Raw genomic sequence first — 18,085 nt, 5'->3', positions numbered from 1 at the left:
CGCATTGCGAGGCCTTTTTTTTCACTAGGGCGTTGAACTGTAAGGAAAAGGCTTGTAAAGTGCGCCCCGCAGTCAGTCACCCCCGAGGTTTTTTCTAATCAAGAAGAAACCGGCAATGAAGTCGCAAATCATTGTCTTAAAAGCAATTTAAGGGGTTGACAGGGGTTTTTAAGATTGTAAAATAGCGCGCCTCAGAGACATGAACGTAGCGATGCGAACAAGTCGAAGAGGATGAAGTAAAAAGTTGTAACTTGAAATATGTAGTTCCGTGATAGCTCAGTCGGTAGAGCAAATGACTGTTAATCATTGGGTCCCAGGTTCGAGTCCTGGTCACGGAGCCAATTTCAAACCGGGGTATAGCGCAGTCCGGTAGCGCGCCTGCTTTGGGAGCAGGATGTCAGGAGTTCGAATCCCCTTACCCCGACCATTTTTGGGTCGTTAGCTCAGTTGGTAGAGCAGTTGGCTTTTAACCAATTGGTCGTAGGTTCGAATCCCACACGACCCACCATTTTTGAAACCAGTTAGCGCTGGAATCGAATCTTAAGAACAGAGGCCAAAAGCGCTGTTCGAAGAAGGCGCCTCTAGAAGGTGCCTTTTTTTTACCGGGGTATAGCGCAGTCCGGTAGCGCGCCTGCTTTGGGAGCAGGATGTCAGGAGTTCGAATCCCCTTACCCCGACCATATTCACGAAAAAGGGCACCTCAATGAGGTGCCCTTTTTTGTATGCCTGTGGAAAAGTTCGCAGGCCCGCTGGCGTCGAGCCTGGGCAGGGTACCTACGGCCCTTGATGCCTCGATTGTGCTTGTGCTGAATGTTCTCCGTCACAGTATTTGGCTGATGACTCAAGTCATGGTTGAAGCGGCGAGCCTTCTCTGTGGGGGAGGGCGTTTTCCAGACAGTTGAGTCAACTGCCAATGATGTTGTACCGCGGCCCGTACGGCAGCCCGGTGATATTGCACGCGCCGTGCTCGTCGACGATCAGGATGTCGTGTTCCCGATAACCGCCGGCTCCGGGCAGGCCTTCGGGCAGCCTGATCATCGGTTCGATGGACACCACCATGCCGGGCTCAAGAATGGTCTCCACATCCTCACGAAACTCCAGCCCGGTCTCGCGCCCATAGTAGTGGTTGAGGATGCCGAACGAATGGCCATAGCCGAAGGTACGGTATTGCAGCAGGTCGTGTTCCAGGTAGAGGGCGTTCAGTTGTCGAGCGATATCGCTGCAGCGTGCGCCGGGCTTGACCAGTTGCAGCCCAGCTTCATGCACCTGGACGTTGATCTCCCACAATCGCAGGCAGGCGTCGGGGCAATGGCCGAGGAACAGCGTGCGCTCCAGGGCGGTGTAGTAGCCGGCGATCATCGGGAAGCAGTTGAGGCTCAGCACTTCTCCTGGGTTGACCCGTCTCGAGGTCAGTGGATTGTGGGCGCCATCGGTATTGAGCCCGGACTGAAACCAGGTCCAGGTATCCATCAGTTCGGCCCCCGGAAACGCCTCGGCAATCGCCCGCACCATGGCCTGGGTGGCGTGTCCGGCCACTTCGTATTCCGGTACCTGGTCGTGCAGGGCTTCGATGGCGGCGGCCCCGCCGATGTCTGCAATCCGCGCACCCTGGCGGATCAGCGCTTGCTCTTCAGCGGACTTGAGCATGTGCAGGTTCATGCAGGGCGCGGCGATGTCCAGTAACTGTGCCTGGGGATAGAGCTCGGCAAAGGCCCGGTGATTGGGCAGGGTCAGATGATCGAACTCCAGTCCCAGGCGCGAAGCGCGGGGCAGGGCCTGCTTGACCGCGACGAAGAAATTGCCCCGCTGCCAGTCGGTATAGATCACCTGGGCATCGCAGGTCGCCCGCCGCCCCGGTTGGCCGCCGTCGATATTGGCGCTGATCAGCACGCTGTGTTCCTGGGTCACCACGAGGGCGTACTGGCGGCCGAAGGAGCAATACAGGAAGCCGGCGTAGTAGTTGATGTTGTGGTACGAGGTGAATAGCGCGGCGTCAATGTCCTGTTGCGCCATGTAGGCCCGCAGGGCGCCCAGGCGTCGAGCGTATTCTTTGGGGGAGAAGGTGGCAGGGGCTTTGTCACCGTTGTGCAACTCAAGCGTCTGGGGCATCTGCATGGCCTGGGTCCTTGTCTGCTATGAGCGATGCATGGCGCCACACGGGGTGGGCCGTGACACAGCATTGCAGCAGATAGGGCGGGGGCAGGCATGTGCGGTACCGACCTTGAGCTGGTTGTCAGCGCTGTTTTGCGGGTCATGGCCATGGGCGCCGATGACGCTGGGGCAAGCGCTGGTTGTGCCGCAAACCTGGTATTTCTTATAGGTTTTGCCTGGCCCGTTGCTGCCGGGCGTGGCATTCTGGCCCTTCGCTGTTAAGGATCAACAGTAAGGAAGCGGCAAGGATGCAGAGCAGGCTCGCGGAATTTGATACCCATCTTTTGTCCGGAAACTCGCTGCATGAGCGAATGACGGGAACCATGACACTGGCCTCGGAACTGGGTTTCGATGCCCTGGTTTATGACTACAGCCCGGTGCCTTTCGATCAGGCAGGCGAGCTGATCATCCCCAGTGCCATGGTCTGCAATACCCCCAGTGACTGGCTGGAGCTCTGGTGCGATCAGGGTTACTACCATATCGACCCGGTCCAGCAGGTTGCTCTGGACAGTTCCTCGCCCTTTATCTGGTCCTACAAGCCCGAGGCGGAAACCGTCCTGCGCCAGGCCCTCGGGCAGCAGCACGCTCCGGTATCCAGTTACCTGCACCATCATCAAATGGCCCACGGCATGACCGTGCCCATCCATTTACCCAGGGGCGGTTTCGCCAGCCTCACCGGTTTGCGCTCCGGCAATGCCACGGTGGCATTACAGGACTTGCAACAGGTTCAGGGCCACTTCACCCTGCTTGCTCATGCGTTGCAGGAGCATCTCTATCCACAGCTCAGCAAATGCGTTCGCAGTTATCCGGTTGATCTGACCCGGCGTGAACGCGAGTGCCTGAAATGGGCTGCAGAGGGCATGACTTCCGGCGAGATTGCCGAGCGCTTGCAGCGTTCGCAGGCCACGATCAACCTGCACCTGACCTCGGCGATGCACAAGCTGGGCGCCAGGAATCGGGTTCAGGCGGTGGTTCGCGCGGTTCACTATCGCCTGCTGGGTAACTGAGGCGAGTAGCACAGGCTCTGCCGCACTGGAGGCGTTGGAGCGCGGAACGGAAGATTGAACGACACAGGCTGATTGTCATCAGGGAGCGATGCGCAATGAATGCAAGCAAACCACCACTGGAAGGCTATGCCTCCTTTGGCGTCCATCAGACGTGGTATCGGGTCACCGGGGATCTGCACAGCGGACTTACGCCCCTGGTGATTCTGCACGGCGGTCCGGGCTGCACCCACGACACCCTGGACGCCTTCAGGGATGTGGCCGCCAGTGGTCGGGCGATCGTTCAATTCGATCACCTGGGAAGTGGCCTCTCCACTCGTCTGGATGGCAAGCCGCCGTCGTTCTGGAGCCTTGAACTCTACCTGGAGCAGCTGGACAACCTCCTGGACCACCTGCGCATCAGCCAGGACTACGCCCTGCTGGGTCACTCCTGGGGAGCTGCGCTGGCCAGCGAGCACGGGGTGCGCGCGCCGGCCGGCTTGCGTGCGCTGATCCTGGCCAATGCGCCAGCCGACATGCGCACCTGGGAAGCCGAGACCCTGAAACTGCGCACAGCCCTGCCTGAGGAAGCGTTGCAGGTGCTGGCCTGGCATGAGCAGCCGGGCTCCCCTCGTGGCGCCGAATATGTGCAGGCCTGGCAGTTGTACTTTGAACGGCATGTATGTCGGCTGCGCCCGTGGCCTGAAGAGGTGGCGCGGATGTTTGCCCAGGGCCGTGGTGCCGATGGCGCGGAGCGGGGGGGAGGTTTTCCGCTGATGGACAACCTGCGTGACTGGAGCATCGTCGAGCGCCTGGGACGCATCGAGGTGCCGACGCTTTTGATCTGTGGCCGCTACGATGAAGCCACGCCAGTTGTGGTCAGACCCTACCTGGAGAAGATTCCCGGCATTCGCCTGGCGTTGTTCGAACACTCCAGCCACATGCCCCACGTCGAGGAGCGGGTCGCCTGCATGGGCACCGTCGTGAATTTTCTCGATGAATGCCTGTAACCGTACGCCAGCAGCCCCCGCTACGTTACGTAGCGGGGGGCGTGGTTTTTCAGGGGCCTAGTGCAGCTTCAGGCGTGGATCGGTACCGCGGCCGATTCGGCTGCCAAGCATCAGCATCGCGGTGCGGAAGACTCCGTACAGCGCCATCTGGTGCATGCGATACAGCGAGATGTAGAACATCCGCGCCAGCCAGCCTTCGAGCATCACGCTGCCAGTGAGGTTGCCCATCAAGTTGCCCACCGCCGAGAAGCGCGACAGCGAGATCAGTGAGCCGTAGTCGGTGTACTTGTAGGTCGGCAGGTCCTTGCCTTCGATGCGCAGCTTCAGCGACTTGGCCAGCAACGAGGCTTGCTGGTGCGCGGCCTGGGCCCGTGGCGGCACATTACGGTCGCTGCCTGGTTGCGGGCAGGCGGCGCAGTCGCCGAAGGCAAAGATGTTCTCGTCGCGAGTGGTCTGCAGGGTCGGTAGTACCTGCAGTTGGTTGATGCGGTTGGTCTCCAGGCCGTCGATGTCCTTGAGGAAGGCTGGCGCGCGAATGCCCGCGGCCCAGACCTTGAGGCTGGCGGGAATGGTCTGGCCGTCGGCGGTGATCAGGCTGTCGGCGGTCACTTCGCTGACCGAGGCGTTGGTCAGCACCTTGACCCCGAGTTTCTCCAGGGTCTTGTGCACCGGGCCGCTGATGCGTTCGGGCAGGGCAGGCAGCACCCGTGGCCCGGCCTCGATCAGGGTGATGTGCATGTTTTCCGGGAGAATCCGGTCCAGCCCGTAGGCCGCCAGTTCATGGGCCGCGTTGTGCAGTTCTGCCGCCAGTTCCACGCCAGTGGCGCCGGCGCCGACGATGGCCACGCTGATCTGCTCCACGGCATCGGTCTGCCCGGCATGGGCTCGCAAGTAGTGGTTGAGCAGTTGCTGGTGGAAACGCTCGGCCTGCTTGCGGGTGTCGAGGAACAGGCAATGCTGGGCCGCGCCCTGGGTGCCAAAGTCGTTGGTGGTACTGCCCACGGCGATCACCAGGGTGTCGTAGCCCAGCTCCCGGGCCGGCAACAGCTCCACGCCTTCTTCGTCGTAGGTGGCGGCCAGTTGGATCTTCTTGCGCTGCCGATCGAGCCCGCTCATGCGGCCCAGCTGGAACTCGAAGTGGTTCCATTTTGCTTGGGCGACGTAGTTGAGTTCGTCTTCGGAGGAGTTCAGCGAACCGGCAGCCACTTCGTGGAGCAGCGGTTTCCAGATGTGGGTCAGGTTGGCGTCCACCAGCATCACACTGGCGATGCCGCGCTTGCCCAGAGTCTTACCCAGGCGGGTCGCCAACTCCAGGCCGCCGGCGCCGCCGCCAACGATGACAATACGATGAGTCATGGGGATATCTCGCAAGGCTAAAAGAAATCGGTGCAGTCAACCGAGCGAGCGCGAAGCAGCTCATAGCGTCAGGTAACTGATGAAACGGCTCAACAGGCCCAGGGCGACAGTCACCGCAATCACCACCACGAGGAGCATCCACGGCCGGAAGGGCCGGCGCTCGACTCGATGCTGGGGCAGTTGCAGGTATTCTTCGACATGGCGTTGGTCGTCGGGGTTCAGGCGGCTGCTCATAAAAGACCTCGTCAGATAGACGTCGCAACGTTGAGGAATGTTACAGCGCGGTGTTATCCGGCATGAACGGAGCATAGCCGCTGCCGCGTGAGGGCTCGCTGGCACGGGCCCGGCGTTGGCAGGCAAGTGTGCTTTTTTACCATTGCCGGGCGGATTGCGCCATGGCTACACAGGCCGCATTGACCGGCGTTACAAACTGATGCCGACGTCGAAGAGGATGCTGCGGCCCAGGTTGCTGCGCAGGAACTCCGGCGCATCCGGGTGGGCGAACAGCACGCGGGCGAACGTCGGCCCCACCAGGGACAGCGAGCGCCAGCCCTGGCGCAGGTATTCGGTGGGGGGCGGGAAGTGGCTGTTGAGGTCCAGGACTTCGCGTTTCAGGGCGGCGAAGGCAATGATGTCCAGCTCGCCGAGGTTCATTCCGCGCTCCTGATAGTTGTGGGCCTTCTTGCGCAAGGTCGGTGCCAGGCGCAGCAACAGTTCGCTAGCCGGGATGCGCTTGGGCTTGGCTTCGCGGCGCACCAACTGGCTCAGGGAGAACGCGCTGCGCCGGCGCTGCAATTCGTCGCGCCATTCATCGTTGAGCCTGCGGCCTTCGTCGAGGACGAAGAACACTTCGAAGCTGGCCTCGCGAAACAGCACATCGGGGGGCTCTTGCCCGGCGGCGGTGAACTCGTCGTTGCGGTAGGGAATGTTCAGGCCTTGCAGCAGGCGCTGGCAGACCCAACGCTCACGCTCCCATTTGCGGGCATTGGACAGGAACGCGTTGGCTTGTTCGGCCTGGATGGTAAGCAGGCGCAAAAAATCTGAGTCATCCATACCCCCAAGCTTAGCGCTCAAATATGACCTTAAAAACCACGGCCGTGCAAAAACCTCCGCAGGCGTTGCCGGCAACCTCGCTGGAGCCTGCCCAAGGGCGGTGTAGACTGTTTGCCGTCCAACCATTCGATAAGGAGTGCGCAGTGAAGCGCTGGTCAATGCTGTTGCTGGCCCTGTTGCCGTTGTGGGCCCAGGCCCTGGAAATAGGAGAGCGCCTGGCGCCCTGGACCCTGCTCGATCAATTCGACCAGCCCTACAGCCTCGATTCCCAGGCGCGGATCCTGTTGGTGGCACGCAGCATGGACGCCGCCAAAGTGGTGAACGCGGCGCTCAAGGACAAACCCAAGGGCTACCTGCAGGAGCGCCACGGGGTGTTTGTCGCCGATATCCAGCGCATGCCGACAGTGATCGCCAAACTGTTTGCGGTGCCGGCCATGAAGGATTACCCCTACCGAGTGATGCTCGATCGCGATGGGCGCGTGGCACCACGCTATCCCGCCGCCGAGGATCAGGTGCTGTGGCTGCAGCTGCAGGATGGGCAACTGGTCGCCCGGCAGGCGTTCGCCACGGCCGCGCAATTGGCTGCGGCGCTGGAGCGGGCCCAGCCATGATCAGCGCGGCGCTGCTGTCGCCGCAAAGCCTGATTGGCGGCTGGCTGCTGTATGTGCCAGTACTGATCTGGGCGGTACTGCGGGCGCCCTGGGTCGAGCTGTTTACCGACAGCCGGCGCCAACACTTGCTGTTTGGCACGGTGTTCGCCTTGTTTCTGCTGTGGCTGGTGCGCCGGGATTTCGACACGGGGGTCTCCTACCACTTCATCGGCATGACCGCAGTAACCCTGCTGCTGGACTGGCCGCTGGCGATAGTTGGCGGCTTGATCGCACAGTTGGGCCTGCTGGCCCTGGGCCGGCAGGACCTGGCGGCGCTGGGGGTCAATGGAACCTTGCTGATCCTGCTGCCGGTGGCGGTCACCGAGGCCTGCGCCTGCCTGGTGGAACGGGCCCAGCCGCGCAATCCCTTCGTCTATATCTTCTGCTCGGGGTTCTTTGCCGCGGCACTCTCGGCATTGTTATGCCTGCTCTGCGGCCTGGGCCTGCTGTGGTTCGACGAACGCTTTGCCATGCCCGAATGGCTGGAAGATTTTGTCGGCTACCTGTGGCTGATCATCTTCCCGGAAGCCTTTATCAACGGCATGGTGATCAGCGCCCTGGTGGTGTTCTGCCCGGAATGGCTGGAAACCTTCAACCGTACCCGCTACCTGTCGGCGCCCTGGAAAGACGAGGATCCGCGCCCTTGATCCATATCAATCCACGGTGTTTTGCCGGGCTGCATGCTCGGCAAAAATCTCAGGAGTGCGGTCATGAGTGTCTACCAGTGGGCCCGGCAGGAAGTGCGCGACAGTCTGCACAATGCTCAGCAGGAAGGTTTTGAACCGGGGTTGAGCCTGCGCGCCCTGCTCAGTGCGGTGGTGCAGCAAAGCAAGAGTGTGCGCAGCATCGAGGACCTGGCAGACGAGCTGCAGTTTCTAGCGGAGAACCTCGACGACGATCAGGACTACAGCTTCATGCGGCCCTGACCGGCGCCGGGGTCAGCACTCAGTGAGCGCGAGGGGGCAGCTCTTCGGAGAACAGCTCGTCCTCGGCATCCGGGCTCACCGGAATCTTGTGCTCCTCGGCAGCCCAGGCGCCCAGGTCGATCAGCTTGCAGCGATCGGAACAGAAGGGCCGGTTGATGTTGGCCGCGGTCCATTCCACAGGGGCGCCACAGGTTGGGCATTCGACGGTCAGGGGTTGGCTCATGACTGGCCTCCACGCAAAGTTAGGTAAAAGTGATGCAGGCGCTCGACCTCGCTGCGCAACCAGGCGTGGTCGCGGTCGTTGACCAGCACGTCATCGGCATGGCGCAGGCGTTCCTCACGGCTGGCCTGGGCCTGGAGAATCGCCTGGACCTGCTGTTCGCTGATCTGGTCGCGCTGCAGGGTACGCTCGATCTGCAGTTGCTGGGGTACGTCGATCACCAGAATCCGCTGGGTCATCCGCGACTGGCCGGATTCGATCAGCAGCGGCGACACCAGGATTGCGTAGGGCGATTCGGCGCGGGCCAGGTGGCTGACAATTTCCTCGGCGATCAGCGGGTGCAGCAGGGCTTCCAGCCAGCGACGCTGTTCGGGTACCTCGAAGATCAGCTTGCGCAGAGCCGCGCGATCCAGTTGGCCGTCGGCCTGCAGCACGCCTTGGCCAAAGTGCCGGGCAATCTGTTCCAGGGCCGGGCGGCCGGGCTCCACTACCCAGCGGGCGGCATGATCGGCATCGATCACATGTACCCCCAGGTCGATGAAGTGCTGGGCGGCGGCACTTTTGCCGCTGCCGATGCCGCCGGTCAGGCCGAGGGTCCAGGGTGTGTTAACGGAGCGAGTCATTGGAAACCGACAAACTGCAGATAGAAGTCGGTTATTTGACCACCCCAGAGCAAGGCAATCCAGCCGGCAATGGCCAGAAAGGGTCCAAAGGGGATTGGCGTCGAGGTCTTTTCCCGGCGCAGGCGCAGCAGGATCGTGCCGAGAATCGCTCCCAACAGGGATGACAGCAGCAGGGTCAGAGGCAGGATCTGCCAGCCGCCCCAGGCCCCGAACAGGGCCAGCAGCTTGAAATCACCGTGGCCCATGCCCTCCTTGCCGGTCAGCAGCTTGAACAGCCAGAACACCGACCACAGGAACAGATAGCCGATCACCGTCCCCCACAGCGCATCCTCCAGGCTGATCAGCAGGCCGAAGCTGTTGGCGATCAGCCCCAGCCACAACAGTGGCAGCACCAGCACATCCGGCAGCAGCTGGTGATCGGCGTCGATCAGGCTCATTGCCAGCAGCCCCCAACTGAGGATCAGCATCAGCCCGGCCGCCCAGCCGAAGCCGAAGTGCCAGGCGATAAAACCCGAGATCAGCCCGCAGGCCAGTTCGGTCAACGGGTAGCGCGGGCTGATGAAGCTGTTGCAGTGGGCGCAGCGGCCACGCAGCCACAGGTAACTGAGCAGCGGAATGTTTTCCCAGGGGCGGATCGCCTGCGCACAGTGCGGGCACTGGGAGTGCGGCAGCATCAGGTTATAGGGCGCAGCCACAGGTTCCGGCTCCAGCCCCAGCACGTCGCGGGCCTGGGCTCGCCAGTCGCGTTCGAGCATTTTCGGCAGGCGCCACACCAGCACGTTGAGAAAGCTGCCGACGATCAGGCCCAATACCAGGGCCGCAGCCACGAAGGCCATGGGGTAGAGAGTGAGGGCGTCAGTCAGGGGCATGTTCAGATCGCTGTACCGAGTTGGAAGATAGGCAGGTACATGGCAACCACCAGGGCGCCGACGATACCCCCCAGGACCACCATGATCAACGGCTCCATGAGGCTGGTCAGGCTGTCCACCAGGTTGTCCACCTCGACCTCGTAATGGATCGCGACTTTTTCCAGCAGATGATCCAGGGTTCCGGACTCTTCGCCGATGGCGGTCATCTGGATCGCCATGGTCGGGAAGACGCCGCTGGCGCGCATGGCAAAGTTCAATTGCATGCCGGCGGCGACCTGCTGGCGGATCCGTTGCACCGCTTGCCTGAAGACAGGGTTGCCGCTGGCTCCGGCCACTGAATCCAGGGCCTGCACCAAGGGAACGCCGGCGGCGAAGGTGGTGGCCAGGGTCCGTGCGTAGCGGGCCACCGCGGATTTGTGCAGCAGTGGCCCGGCCAGGGGCATGTGCAAAAGGCCGACATCCAGGCGGTCACGCAAGCTCGGGGAGCGCTGATAGGCCAGGCGCGCCGCAAGCCCGCCCAGCACACCGGCGGCCAGCAGCAGCGCCCCCTGCTGCTGGATGAAATGTGACAGAGCGATGACCCACTGGGTGAGCAGTGGCAGCTCGGCATTGAAACCGGCGAACAAGCTCTGGAACTGGGGGACCACCTTGAGCAGCAGGATGCTGCTGACCACGACCGCCACGCCGATCACCGCCAAGGGATAGACCATGGCCTTCTTCAGCCGCGCCTTCAGGTTCTCGCTCTTTTCCTTGTAGGTGGCGACTCTCTCCAGCAGGGTATCCAGGGCGCCGGCCTGCTCGCCGGCGTCCACCAGATTGCAGTACAGCGGGTCGAAGTGGCGCGGTTGTCTGCGCAATGCCGTGGCCAGGCTGGAGCCGGCCTCGATGTCGCGCTTGAGGCTGGCCAGCAGTTGGCGCATCTGCGGATGCTCGAAACTTTCGGCAATGATGTCGAAGGATTGCAGCAGCGGCACCCCGGCCTGCATCAGCGTGGCCAACTGCCGGGTGAGCAGGGCAATGTCCCGTGCCCCTACTCGCTGATGCAGGCGCAGCCAGCCCTTGGGTTTGCGTCGGATTCGGGTTGGGGTGATGCCCTGTCTGCGCAATTGCGCCCTGATCAGGGCCGGGGTCGCGGCGCTGAGTTCTCCGGTGAGGGGGCGGCCCTGGCTGTCGGTGCCGTGCCAGAGATAGACACTGGTCGCGGGTGCTTTTACCGCCATGGTTCGATCCTTGGTGCAAGGGTGGATAGGGAGGCGCAAGCGCCCTGCTGTGTTCGAACGGGTGATAGATCACCCTGCCCCCCGGACGTTCCTTGGTGGGGGCGCGAGCCGACTGTCGGGTCGCCATGCACCTGTCCAAGCCTAGCTGGCGAGGCGCTGCCCGAGAGGGGCAGGGGCTGACGAAATTTGTCAGTTTGTGCGACTCCTGGCGCTCAAGGCCATGGGCTATCGCGCCTGCAGGCCACGTAATCCGTGGGTTATCCCCTGGCACAGGCTGTGCTTCACGCCTTTGTGCTCATGCAACATTCGTCCATGCCAGGAGGCAACCCATGAAACATCAATCCGGTTTTACCCTGATCGAATTGCTGGTGGTGGTAGCCATCATCGGCATCCTCGCCACCGTGGCGATGCCGATGTATGCCAAGTACCAGGCGCGGGCCAAGGTGATTGCCGCCCTGGCCGAGGCGTCGGCCCTGAAGGTCAACGTCGAGGATCTGCTGAACCAGGGGACCGATCCGACCCTGGCCCTGGCCGGGGGCACGGCCCAGACCGCCAACTGCCAGATGAGTGCCGGCGGGACGGCGGCTACCGGTGAAGGCAGCATTGGCTGCACCCTGCTCAATGCGCCGGGGCCGGTGCTGAACAAGACCCTGACCCTGACCCGTTCGGCGACTTCAGGATGGACATGCACCACCACTGTGGAGGCCGACTATGCGCCCAAAGGCTGTGGTACGGAGGGGGCTTGAGGAGGCTTTTCACGATTGGCTAGGCCGCGCTGAAAAAGCCGCAACTTGCATGCAGATTGGCGGGTAGTCATGCATTTTGCATGATGCCGAATTATTTATGAATTTATAACTTATTGAATTTTATGAATATTTATAAGCTCCTAGACTTGGCACAGCATCTGCAATATCCCTCATAACCCTGTTGCCAGGACACGGCGCAGGCTTTCTTAAAGAACAGGAGTTACTCGTATGAAGAAGTTCGCTATCGCTGCCGCAACTGCTACCGCTCTGACCCTGACCATGGCTAACGCAGCATTTGCGCAGACTACTCAAAACACCCAGTCGCCCATGGTAGTGGCTGCCGGTGAAGTGACCAAGGCCAAAGAGGCCACCTCCGATACCTGGATCACCACCAAAGTGAAAAGCGATCTGGTAACCGAGAAAGGCATTCCTGGCACCGACATCAAGGTTGAAACCAACAAGGGCGTTGTTTCGCTGTCGTCCACTGTTGCGGTAACCGAGGCTCAGAAAGCTACCGCCGTGGCCATCACCAAGAAAATCAAAGGCGTCAAGGCAGTTTCCGCTGACGGCCTGAAAGCCGAGTAACACTCACGCTTCTCGCCTGGACAGGGAGAGGGTGCGGTAGACGAGCCGAGTGATACGTCTGCCGCTTCTCAAAAGGGTTCATGCGGAAGATCACAAGGACGTGATCATTACAGGCCCCGGCACTGAGTGTCGGGGCCTGTTCTATTGTGGGCGCCAGGCAGGCGCTGCAGGAGAGACCGGCCGGGCTGGGTGGAGCCCGGCGCGAGAGGTTTATTCGCTGTCCAGGTGCAGCGGGGTGACGACCCGGCCATCGCTTTCGGCCTGGCCCAGGTTGGCATCGATGAAGTAGACCCGGTCGTCGGCCAGTTGGCCCTTGTCCACCAGGAAGTCCTTGATGCTGCTGGCGCGCTCCTGACCCAGTTGTCGCAACAGCACGTCGCTGCTGCTCCAGAACTTGATCAGACCTTCACGCAGCTTGGCGCTGCGTTCGTCGCGGCTGAGCTGGGCCCATTCCGCCGGCGGCTGCTGTTTCAGGCGGGTGCGGTAGATACCTTCCAGCAGAGGGGCTTTTTCGCCCTCGGGAACCTGCAGCAGGGACGCCTGGGCGGGGACCTTGTCACCGCGGCGCTGGAGGATCTTGTAGTAGTTGTACTGGTATTCGCGCTCCAGCCGCTGTTCGGCGATCAGCGGGCCGTCACTGCTCTGGGCGCTGGTACCTTCGATTTCCAGGCGCAGGGTCGGACGCTCCTTGAGCGCCTTGGCCAGGGTGGTCAGGGCCGACTCGGATTCCTTGCTCAGGTCGCTGGAGCCTGGAGCGAAGGACACGTTGCTCAGGTCTTCCGAGCCACCACCGCTGACCAGCCCGCCAATGAACTTGAAGGGTGCCTGGGCGGCGCGCAGCACCAGATTGCGCAGGGTCTGCCAGACAATCGGCATCACGCTGAACTGCGGGTTGTTCAAATCACCGGAGATAGGCAGCTCGATGGAGATCTTGCCGTCCGTATCTTTCAGCAAGGCCACTGCCAGGCGGATCGGCAGATCCACGGCGTCCGGGCTGTCGACCTTTTCCCCCAGTTGCAACTGCTCGACCACCAGTTTGTTCTCGGCCTTGAGCTGGCCCTTGGTGATCATGTAGTGCAGGTCGAGGTTGAGCCGACCCTTGCGGATGCGGAAACCGGCGAATTTCCCGGAGTAGGGGGTCAGGGTGGTCAGTTCAACTCGTTTGAAGCTGGTGGCGATATCCAGGGCGGCCATCGGATCGAACGGGTTGACGCTGCCCTTGATGGTCACCGGCGCATAGCGGTCGACCTTGCCCTTGACGTCCACGTCTGCCGGCTTGGCCTGGCGGCTGTCGATGGTGCCGACATGGCCGTTGAGCTGCTGGATGGCGGTAGCGAAGTTAGGCGTCAGGCTCAGGTCGGCGAAGTTCGCCGAACCGTCGTTGATGGCGATTTCACCGATGTGGATGCCCAGGGGCTTGCTTGAGCTGGGCTCGGCCTTCGTCGAGGATTTGCCACCACTGCTGGGTGGTTGTGGAATCAGCAGGTCGTCGATATTGGTGGTGCGGTCATCGTTGATGATGAAGCGTGCATAGGGCTGCATCAGGTTGACCCGGCTGATGGTCAAGCTGTCACCGTGCTGATAGTTCAGGCCTTCGACCACCACTTGTTTCCATTTCACGAAGTCGCGGGTCTTGAGGGTGTCCAGGGTGTGCAGCTGGTCCACATTGGCCCGGCCGGTGACGCTGAAAGTCAGGGGTTCGACTTTCTTCAGGTCCACTGCCAGGTCACTGCCGAGCATGCCGCTGCGCAGTTCCAGGCGGATGAACGGGCTGATATAGGACTGGGCGACGCGCAGGTCGATGTCCCGGGTCTGCACCTTGAGTTTGGCGCTGACGGGGTTGAGGTTGACCTCGCCGGTGGCGTTGACCTTGCCTTGTTTGCCCAGGCCGGTATCGAGCTTGAGGGTGAAGGGCGACTGGTTGAGGCTGTCGAAGTTCTGCAGGTCCAGGTTCAGCGGCCCCAGCTCCAGGGCTACGGCGGGCTTGGCCTTGCGATCGGCCAGGTGCACCTGGTAGTTGCGCAGTTGCACGTCCTTGAGCAGCACCTGCCAGGGTTTACCTGGCACTGCTGGTTCCTTGGGCGCGTCGGCGGCGGCCGGCTCGGGTTTTGGCGCCGGTTTGGCCGGCTGACTGGCGAAGAGCTTTTGCCAGTCCAACTGGCCGTCGGCTTCAAGGGCGGCCCAGGTTTCGAGCTTTTGGCTGCGGACCTTGCCGACAATCACGTGCTGCTTGGCCAGGTCGACTGTGGTTTCGCTGACGTCCAGGCGCTCCAGGCGCGCCAGTGGGCGACCGTCCGGGGCCTTGATGGCAAAGGGTGCGACGCTGATGGAGGTGTTGTCCAGCAGCAGCTCGGTTTCCTTGGTCAGGCTGAATTTGTAGTGGGTACTGAGGTTGACCACGCCGTCTTCCAGCACTAGCGGCACCGCATCGCGCACATAGGGCCACCAGGCTTTCATCTTGCCGTCGGTGACTTTCAAGGTGCCTTCGGAGGTCAGCGGCGTCACGCTGAAGTTGCCGCTCCAGTCGATCTGCCCGCCCTCGGGGCCGGTGGCGACCAGCGTCATGTCGGCGCTGTCGTCCGGCAGGGTACTGAGGTTCTTCAACTCAAAATCGAGCTTGTTGTAGAGGAATTCGATGGGTTCGCTGGGGCGCAGATCCTTGAAATGCAGGTAGCCGCCGGCCAGCTTGATGCGTTCGATGCGTACCGGGAAGGGTTTGGCGTTGGGGTCGCTTGGGGTCGGTTCGCTGGCCGGCAGCTTGAACAGGGCCAGGAGGTTGAGCTTGCCTTCCTTGTCGAAGAGGATTTCGGTCTTGGGCTGGTCCAGCTCGACATCCGCCAGGTGCAGCGCGCGTTTCCACAGGCTGTCCAATTGCAGATTGGCGTAGAGGCGATCGAAGGCGATCTGCTCCTTGCCTGGTTCACCGATGCTCAGGCCCCAGAGGGTCAGCTCCAGGCTGAAGGGGTTGAGCTCGATGCGCTGGATATGGGCTGGGGTGGTGGCGTAGTTGGCCAATTGCTGGTTGGCCACCCGCAAGGCAATGCCCGGCAGAATCAGAAAGCCCAGCAGACTGTAAAGGGCGAGAGCGGTCAACAAGGCGCAAAGAGCGCGAATCAATCCTTTGGTCATGCGAGGCTTCATCTATCTGAATCGGAAGTGCCTTGGAGTATGGCACGCGTTTACGGTTCCGAAACCACTCCAGTCTTCAGGATTGTTCAGATTTCCTGCCCTTGGTCAAAGTTGCAGGATCAAGGTTTTCAGTGGGGGTTGCCCGTCTTGGGAGGGGAAGTCCGCGGCGGGTACTAGGACCTGGCAGTCGCGTACCGGACGCCCGGCCTTCTCGGCGCAGCGCAATACTTGTTCACGCCAGTCCGGCATCGAGACCTTGGCCAGGTTGTTGCAGCAGATCAGCACGCCGTCTTCGGCGGTGGCCAGCAGTGCCGGCTTGAGCAGGCTCTGGTAATCACGCAGCAGGTCGACCGTACCGAAGGCGCTCTTGGCCCAGGCTGGCGGGTCCAGCAGTATCAGGTCGTACTGGCGCTGTTCAAGACGCGGATAGCTGGGCAGTTTCTGCCCGCGGCGCTGGCTGATGGGCAGGCCCGCCAGTTGGCGGATGGCCGGGAAATAGTCCGACTGCACGAACTGCATCTGTGGCAATTGCGGGTTGAGCTGGCCGTTCTCCCGTCCGACGGCCAGGTTGCCCTCGGCGAAGTCCAGGTTGCACACCTCGCGCGCGCCGCCAGCTGCGGCGCTGAGGCCTACGCCACAGGTGTAGGCGAAGAGGTTGAGCACGCTTTTACCCGCGCTGTGCTGCTTGACCCAGCCACGGGCGTTGCGCAGGTCGAGAAACAATAGCGGGTCCTGCCCGGCGTGGCGTCCACGCACGCGGTAATTCAGGCCCCATTCGTGGCCAACCAGGTCCTCCAGGGCAGCCTCTTCGGCGCGGTACACCGAGTCTTCGCGGTCGATCCGCGAGTTGCCCCGGGAGCGGTCGTTGTAGACCAGCAGGGTCGACAGGTTCAGATGCTGATTGATGCTGTCGTGCAGTTGCAGCAGGGCGTCGCGTTCCAGCGTCTGGTGAAAGCTCTGTACCAGCAATTGCGGGCCATAGCGGTCGATGGTCAGGCCGCCGGCACCCTCCTGGCTGCCGTGGAACAGGCGATAGCAGTCGGTGCCTTGCTGATGCAGCTCGGCGAGCAGGTCCTGGCGGTGATCGAGAGCGGCGCGCAGCGCCTGATTCAAGGAGGACATGCGGAGCGCCTTGGAGCTGAGGAGTGAGGCGCGGCAGTTTACCAGCGTCCCGTCCGTTGTAGGAGCCAGCTTGCCGGCAAAGACGATCATGCGCACGTCTTCCCCGTAGGAGCCAGCTTGCTGGCGAAAGCGCTCTCACGGACGCCTTCGCTGGCAAGCCAGCTCCTACAAGGAGGGCGGTTTTGCGCGGAGGTTAGCGCTCGATCGCCAGGGCCACACTCTGGCCGCCGCCGATGCACAGGGTCGCCAGGCCCTTTTTGGCATCACGCTTGATCATTTCATGCAGCAGGGTCACCAGCACCCGGCAGCCCGATGCACCAATCGGGTGGCCGATGGCGATCGCACCGCCGTTGACGTTGACCTTGCTGGCGTCCCATTCCAGCTCCTTGGCCACCGACAGCGACTGCGCGGCGAAGGCTTCGTTGGCTTCGATCAGGTCCAACTGGTCCAGGGTCCAGCCGGCCTTGTCCAGGCAGCGGCGGGTGGCCGAGACCGGGCCGATGCCCATGATCGCCGGGTCGACGCCGGCGTTGGCGTAGGCGGCAATTTTTGCCAGCACCGGCAGGCCCAGGGCCCGGGCCTTGCTGGCGCTCATCAGCATCACCGCGGCGGCGCCGTCGTTCAGCGCCGAGGCGTTGCCGGCGGTGACGCTGCCGTCTTTCTTGAACGCCGGCTTGAGCTTGGCCAGGGCTTCGGCGGTGGTGCCGGGGCGTGGCTGCTCGTCGGTGGCGAAGGTCAGCGGCTCGCCCTTGCGTTGGGGAATCTGGATCGGGGTGATCTCGTCGACAAAGCGCCCGGCCTCGATGGCCGCTGCGGCTTTGTGCTGGGAAGCGGCGGCGAAGGCGTCCTGGGCTTCACGGCTGATGCCGTATTTCTCCACCAGGTTCTCGGCGGTGATGCCCATGTGGTAGTCGTTGAAAGCGTCCCACAGGCCGTCGCTGATCATGGAGTCGACCATCTGGCTGTGGCCCATGCGCAGGCCGGTGCGGGCGCCGGGCAGCACGTAGTTGGACAGGCTCATGTTTTCCTGGCCGCCGGCGATGATCACCTCGGCATCGCCGCAGCGGATGGCCTGGGCGCCCAGGTGCAGGGCCTTGAGGCCGGAGCCGCAGACCTTGTTCAGGGTCATGGCGGGCACGGCGTGGGGCAGGCCGGCCTTGATCGCGGCCTGGCGTGCGGGGTTCTGCCCGGCGCCGGCGGTGAGCACCTGGCCCATGAGCACTTCGTCGACCTGGGCCGGGTCGATGCCGGTCTGGGCCAGCAATTGGCGGATGACCGCGGCGCCCAGGTCAACGGCGGGAATGTTCGCCAGGGAGCCCTGGAAACTGCCCACGGCGGTGCGGGTGGCGGCAACGATTACGACGTCTTGCATGATCGGGTCCTTGTGTTCGGTGGCGGGGACCTGTGGCGTGGTGCGGGTGTTGGCCGGGCGGCACAGGCAC

At 62.4% G+C, this 18,085-nt stretch carries 18 protein-coding genes and 4 tRNA genes; 11 read left to right on the top strand and 11 right to left on the bottom strand.

Annotated elements, in window-relative coordinates:
* Positions 1-265: 265 nt before the first annotated feature.
* The 4 genes from ABCR88_RS28175 to ABCR88_RS28160 all read left to right on the top strand — a co-directional run bounded on the left by ABCR88_RS28175 (position 266) and on the right by ABCR88_RS28160 (position 680).
* Positions 266-341, top strand: a tRNA-Asn gene (locus tag ABCR88_RS28175).
* 9 nt (positions 342-350) lie between these two features.
* Positions 351-427, top strand: a tRNA-Pro gene (locus ABCR88_RS28170).
* A 5-nt stretch (positions 428-432) separates the two neighbouring features.
* Positions 433-508: transfer RNA gene (locus ABCR88_RS28165), tRNA-Lys, on the top strand.
* A gap of 95 nt (positions 509-603) precedes the next feature.
* A tRNA-Pro gene (locus ABCR88_RS28160) sits at positions 604-680 on the top strand.
* 223 nt (positions 681-903) lie between these two features.
* Here ABCR88_RS28160 and ABCR88_RS28155 read toward each other — a convergent pair.
* On the bottom strand, positions 904-2,115 hold the full coding sequence (locus tag ABCR88_RS28155; RefSeq protein ID WP_350403726.1) for an aminopeptidase P family protein: 1,212 nt from the start codon (positions 2,113-2,115) through the stop codon (positions 904-906).
* 284 nt (positions 2,116-2,399) lie between these two features.
* On the opposite strand from ABCR88_RS28155, the gene ABCR88_RS28150 reads away from it, so the two are divergent.
* Together ABCR88_RS28150 and ABCR88_RS28145 are read left to right on the top strand one after the other, a co-directional pair.
* On the top strand, positions 2,400-3,158 hold the full coding sequence (locus ABCR88_RS28150) for a LuxR family transcriptional regulator (RefSeq protein ID WP_053160093.1): 759 nt from the start codon (positions 2,400-2,402) through the stop codon (positions 3,156-3,158).
* Between the two features lie 95 nt (positions 3,159-3,253).
* Positions 3,254-4,144, top strand: coding sequence for a proline iminopeptidase-family hydrolase (locus ABCR88_RS28145; protein WP_011063530.1), 891 nt, complete (start codon positions 3,254-3,256; stop codon positions 4,142-4,144).
* Between the two features lie 57 nt (positions 4,145-4,201).
* Here the strand turns inward: ABCR88_RS28145 and ABCR88_RS28140 are convergent, their stop codons facing one another.
* From ABCR88_RS28140 to ABCR88_RS28130, 3 genes are all read right to left on the bottom strand, one after another.
* Positions 4,202-5,500, bottom strand: coding sequence for an NAD(P)/FAD-dependent oxidoreductase (locus tag ABCR88_RS28140; RefSeq protein ID WP_350023242.1), 1,299 nt, complete (start codon positions 5,498-5,500; stop codon positions 4,202-4,204).
* 60 nt (positions 5,501-5,560) lie between these two features.
* Positions 5,561-5,734 carry a DUF3094 family protein gene (locus tag ABCR88_RS28135; protein ID WP_015637073.1) on the bottom strand — a complete coding sequence of 58 codons (174 nt, stop codon included), beginning with the start codon at positions 5,732-5,734 and terminating at the stop codon, positions 5,561-5,563.
* 189 nt (positions 5,735-5,923) lie between these two features.
* On the bottom strand, positions 5,924-6,553 hold the full coding sequence (locus tag ABCR88_RS28130) for a DUF1780 domain-containing protein (RefSeq protein WP_011063528.1): 630 nt from the start codon (positions 6,551-6,553) through the stop codon (positions 5,924-5,926).
* A gap of 143 nt (positions 6,554-6,696) precedes the next feature.
* Here ABCR88_RS28130 and ABCR88_RS28125 point away from each other — a divergent pair, with 143 nt between their 5' ends.
* The 3 genes from ABCR88_RS28125 to ABCR88_RS28115 all read left to right on the top strand — a co-directional run bounded on the left by ABCR88_RS28125 (position 6,697) and on the right by ABCR88_RS28115 (position 8,129).
* Positions 6,697-7,164, top strand: a complete 468-nt coding sequence (locus ABCR88_RS28125; RefSeq protein WP_026019989.1) for a hypothetical protein — start codon at positions 6,697-6,699, stop codon at positions 7,162-7,164.
* A complete protein-coding gene (locus ABCR88_RS28120) occupies positions 7,161-7,850 on the top strand; it encodes an energy-coupling factor ABC transporter permease (protein ID WP_053153931.1) in 690 nt (229 codons plus the stop codon). The genes ABCR88_RS28125 and ABCR88_RS28120 overlap by 4 nt, the downstream gene beginning before the upstream one ends.
* A 63-nt stretch (positions 7,851-7,913) precedes the next feature.
* Positions 7,914-8,129 carry a hypothetical protein gene (locus tag ABCR88_RS28115; RefSeq protein WP_011063525.1) on the top strand — a complete coding sequence of 72 codons (216 nt, stop codon included), beginning with the start codon at positions 7,914-7,916 and terminating at the stop codon, positions 8,127-8,129.
* 19 nt (positions 8,130-8,148) lie between these two features.
* On the opposite strand, the gene yacG is transcribed toward ABCR88_RS28115, so the two are convergent.
* Genes yacG through ABCR88_RS28095 form a run of 4 tightly spaced genes read right to left on the bottom strand, consistent with a single transcriptional unit; the run spans position 8,149 to position 11,061 of the window.
* Positions 8,149-8,352: a DNA gyrase inhibitor YacG gene (gene yacG, locus ABCR88_RS28110; protein WP_011063524.1), complete on the bottom strand. Its 204-nt coding sequence runs from the start codon at positions 8,350-8,352 to the stop codon at positions 8,149-8,151.
* Positions 8,349-8,972, bottom strand: a complete 624-nt coding sequence (gene coaE, locus ABCR88_RS28105; protein ID WP_011063523.1) for a dephospho-CoA kinase — start codon at positions 8,970-8,972, stop codon at positions 8,349-8,351. The genes yacG and coaE overlap by 4 nt, the downstream gene beginning before the upstream one ends.
* On the bottom strand, positions 8,969-9,841 hold the full coding sequence (locus tag ABCR88_RS28100; protein WP_053153928.1) for an A24 family peptidase: 873 nt from the start codon (positions 9,839-9,841) through the stop codon (positions 8,969-8,971). The genes coaE and ABCR88_RS28100 overlap by 4 nt, the downstream gene beginning before the upstream one ends.
* A gap of 2 nt (positions 9,842-9,843) precedes the next feature.
* Entirely contained in the window at positions 9,844-11,061 is a 1,218-nt protein-coding gene (locus ABCR88_RS28095) for a type II secretion system F family protein (RefSeq protein WP_053153924.1), read from the bottom strand.
* A gap of 329 nt (positions 11,062-11,390) precedes the next feature.
* Between ABCR88_RS28095 and ABCR88_RS28090 the strand changes: the two genes are divergently transcribed.
* Positions 11,391-11,807 carry a pilin gene (locus ABCR88_RS28090; RefSeq protein ID WP_041119926.1) on the top strand — a complete coding sequence of 139 codons (417 nt, stop codon included), beginning with the start codon at positions 11,391-11,393 and terminating at the stop codon, positions 11,805-11,807.
* Between the two features lie 228 nt (positions 11,808-12,035).
* Positions 12,036-12,392: a BON domain-containing protein gene (locus ABCR88_RS28085; protein WP_011063519.1), complete on the top strand. Its 357-nt coding sequence runs from the start codon at positions 12,036-12,038 to the stop codon at positions 12,390-12,392.
* Positions 12,393-12,602: 210 nt separating this feature from the next.
* Here ABCR88_RS28085 and ABCR88_RS28080 read toward each other — a convergent pair whose 3' ends face one another.
* The 3 genes from ABCR88_RS28080 to ABCR88_RS28070 form a co-directional block, all read right to left on the bottom strand.
* Complete coding sequence (locus tag ABCR88_RS28080) at positions 12,603-15,521, bottom strand: DUF748 domain-containing protein (protein WP_041119925.1); 2,919 nt, start codon at positions 15,519-15,521, stop codon at positions 12,603-12,605.
* Between the two features lie 105 nt (positions 15,522-15,626).
* Positions 15,627-16,643, bottom strand: a complete 1,017-nt coding sequence (locus ABCR88_RS28075) for a class I SAM-dependent methyltransferase (protein WP_350403725.1) — start codon at positions 16,641-16,643, stop codon at positions 15,627-15,629.
* Positions 16,644-16,836: 193 nt separating this feature from the next.
* Positions 16,837-18,015, bottom strand: a complete 1,179-nt coding sequence (locus ABCR88_RS28070) for an acetyl-CoA C-acetyltransferase (RefSeq protein ID WP_350403724.1) — start codon at positions 18,013-18,015, stop codon at positions 16,837-16,839.
* Between the last annotated feature and the right edge of the window lie 70 nt (positions 18,016-18,085).

The organism is Pseudomonas sp. W17 (assembly GCF_040268305.1).
GTDB lineage: Bacteria > Pseudomonadota > Gammaproteobacteria > Pseudomonadales > Pseudomonadaceae > Aquipseudomonas > Aquipseudomonas protegens.
This window is presented reverse-complemented; position numbering and strand designations above follow the sequence as displayed.

What these genes read in the sequence shown, in the direction of transcription:
- ABCR88_RS28155 (WP_350403726.1), bottom strand. Translation starts at nt 2,115, where the DNA reads ATGCAGATGCCCCAGACGCTTGAGTTGCACAACGGTGACAAAGCCCCT.
- ABCR88_RS28150 (WP_053160093.1), top strand. Translation starts at nt 2,400, where the DNA reads ATGCAGAGCAGGCTCGCGGAATTTGATACCCATCTTTTGTCCGGAAAC.
- ABCR88_RS28145 (WP_011063530.1), top strand. Translation starts at nt 3,254, where the DNA reads ATGAATGCAAGCAAACCACCACTGGAAGGCTATGCCTCCTTTGGCGTC.
- ABCR88_RS28140 (WP_350023242.1), bottom strand. Translation starts at nt 5,500, where the DNA reads ATGACTCATCGTATTGTCATCGTTGGCGGCGGCGCCGGCGGCCTGGAG.
- ABCR88_RS28135 (WP_015637073.1), bottom strand. Translation starts at nt 5,734, where the DNA reads ATGAGCAGCCGCCTGAACCCCGACGACCAACGCCATGTCGAAGAATAC.
- ABCR88_RS28130 (WP_011063528.1), bottom strand. Translation starts at nt 6,553, where the DNA reads ATGGATGACTCAGATTTTTTGCGCCTGCTTACCATCCAGGCCGAACAA.
- ABCR88_RS28120 (WP_053153931.1), top strand. Translation starts at nt 7,161, where the DNA reads ATGATCAGCGCGGCGCTGCTGTCGCCGCAAAGCCTGATTGGCGGCTGG.
- ABCR88_RS28115 (WP_011063525.1), top strand. Translation starts at nt 7,914, where the DNA reads ATGAGTGTCTACCAGTGGGCCCGGCAGGAAGTGCGCGACAGTCTGCAC.
- yacG (WP_011063524.1), bottom strand. Translation starts at nt 8,352, where the DNA reads ATGAGCCAACCCCTGACCGTCGAATGCCCAACCTGTGGCGCCCCTGTG.
- coaE (WP_011063523.1), bottom strand. Translation starts at nt 8,972, where the DNA reads ATGACTCGCTCCGTTAACACACCCTGGACCCTCGGCCTGACCGGCGGC.
- ABCR88_RS28100 (WP_053153928.1), bottom strand. Translation starts at nt 9,841, where the DNA reads ATGCCCCTGACTGACGCCCTCACTCTCTACCCCATGGCCTTCGTGGCT.
- ABCR88_RS28095 (WP_053153924.1), bottom strand. Translation starts at nt 11,061, where the DNA reads ATGGCGGTAAAAGCACCCGCGACCAGTGTCTATCTCTGGCACGGCACC.
- ABCR88_RS28090 (WP_041119926.1), top strand. Translation starts at nt 11,391, where the DNA reads ATGAAACATCAATCCGGTTTTACCCTGATCGAATTGCTGGTGGTGGTA.
- ABCR88_RS28085 (WP_011063519.1), top strand. Translation starts at nt 12,036, where the DNA reads ATGAAGAAGTTCGCTATCGCTGCCGCAACTGCTACCGCTCTGACCCTG.
- ABCR88_RS28080 (WP_041119925.1), bottom strand. Translation starts at nt 15,521, where the DNA reads ATGACCAAAGGATTGATTCGCGCTCTTTGCGCCTTGTTGACCGCTCTC.
- ABCR88_RS28075 (WP_350403725.1), bottom strand. Translation starts at nt 16,643, where the DNA reads ATGTCCTCCTTGAATCAGGCGCTGCGCGCCGCTCTCGATCACCGCCAG.
- ABCR88_RS28070 (WP_350403724.1), bottom strand. Translation starts at nt 18,015, where the DNA reads ATGCAAGACGTCGTAATCGTTGCCGCCACCCGCACCGCCGTGGGCAGT.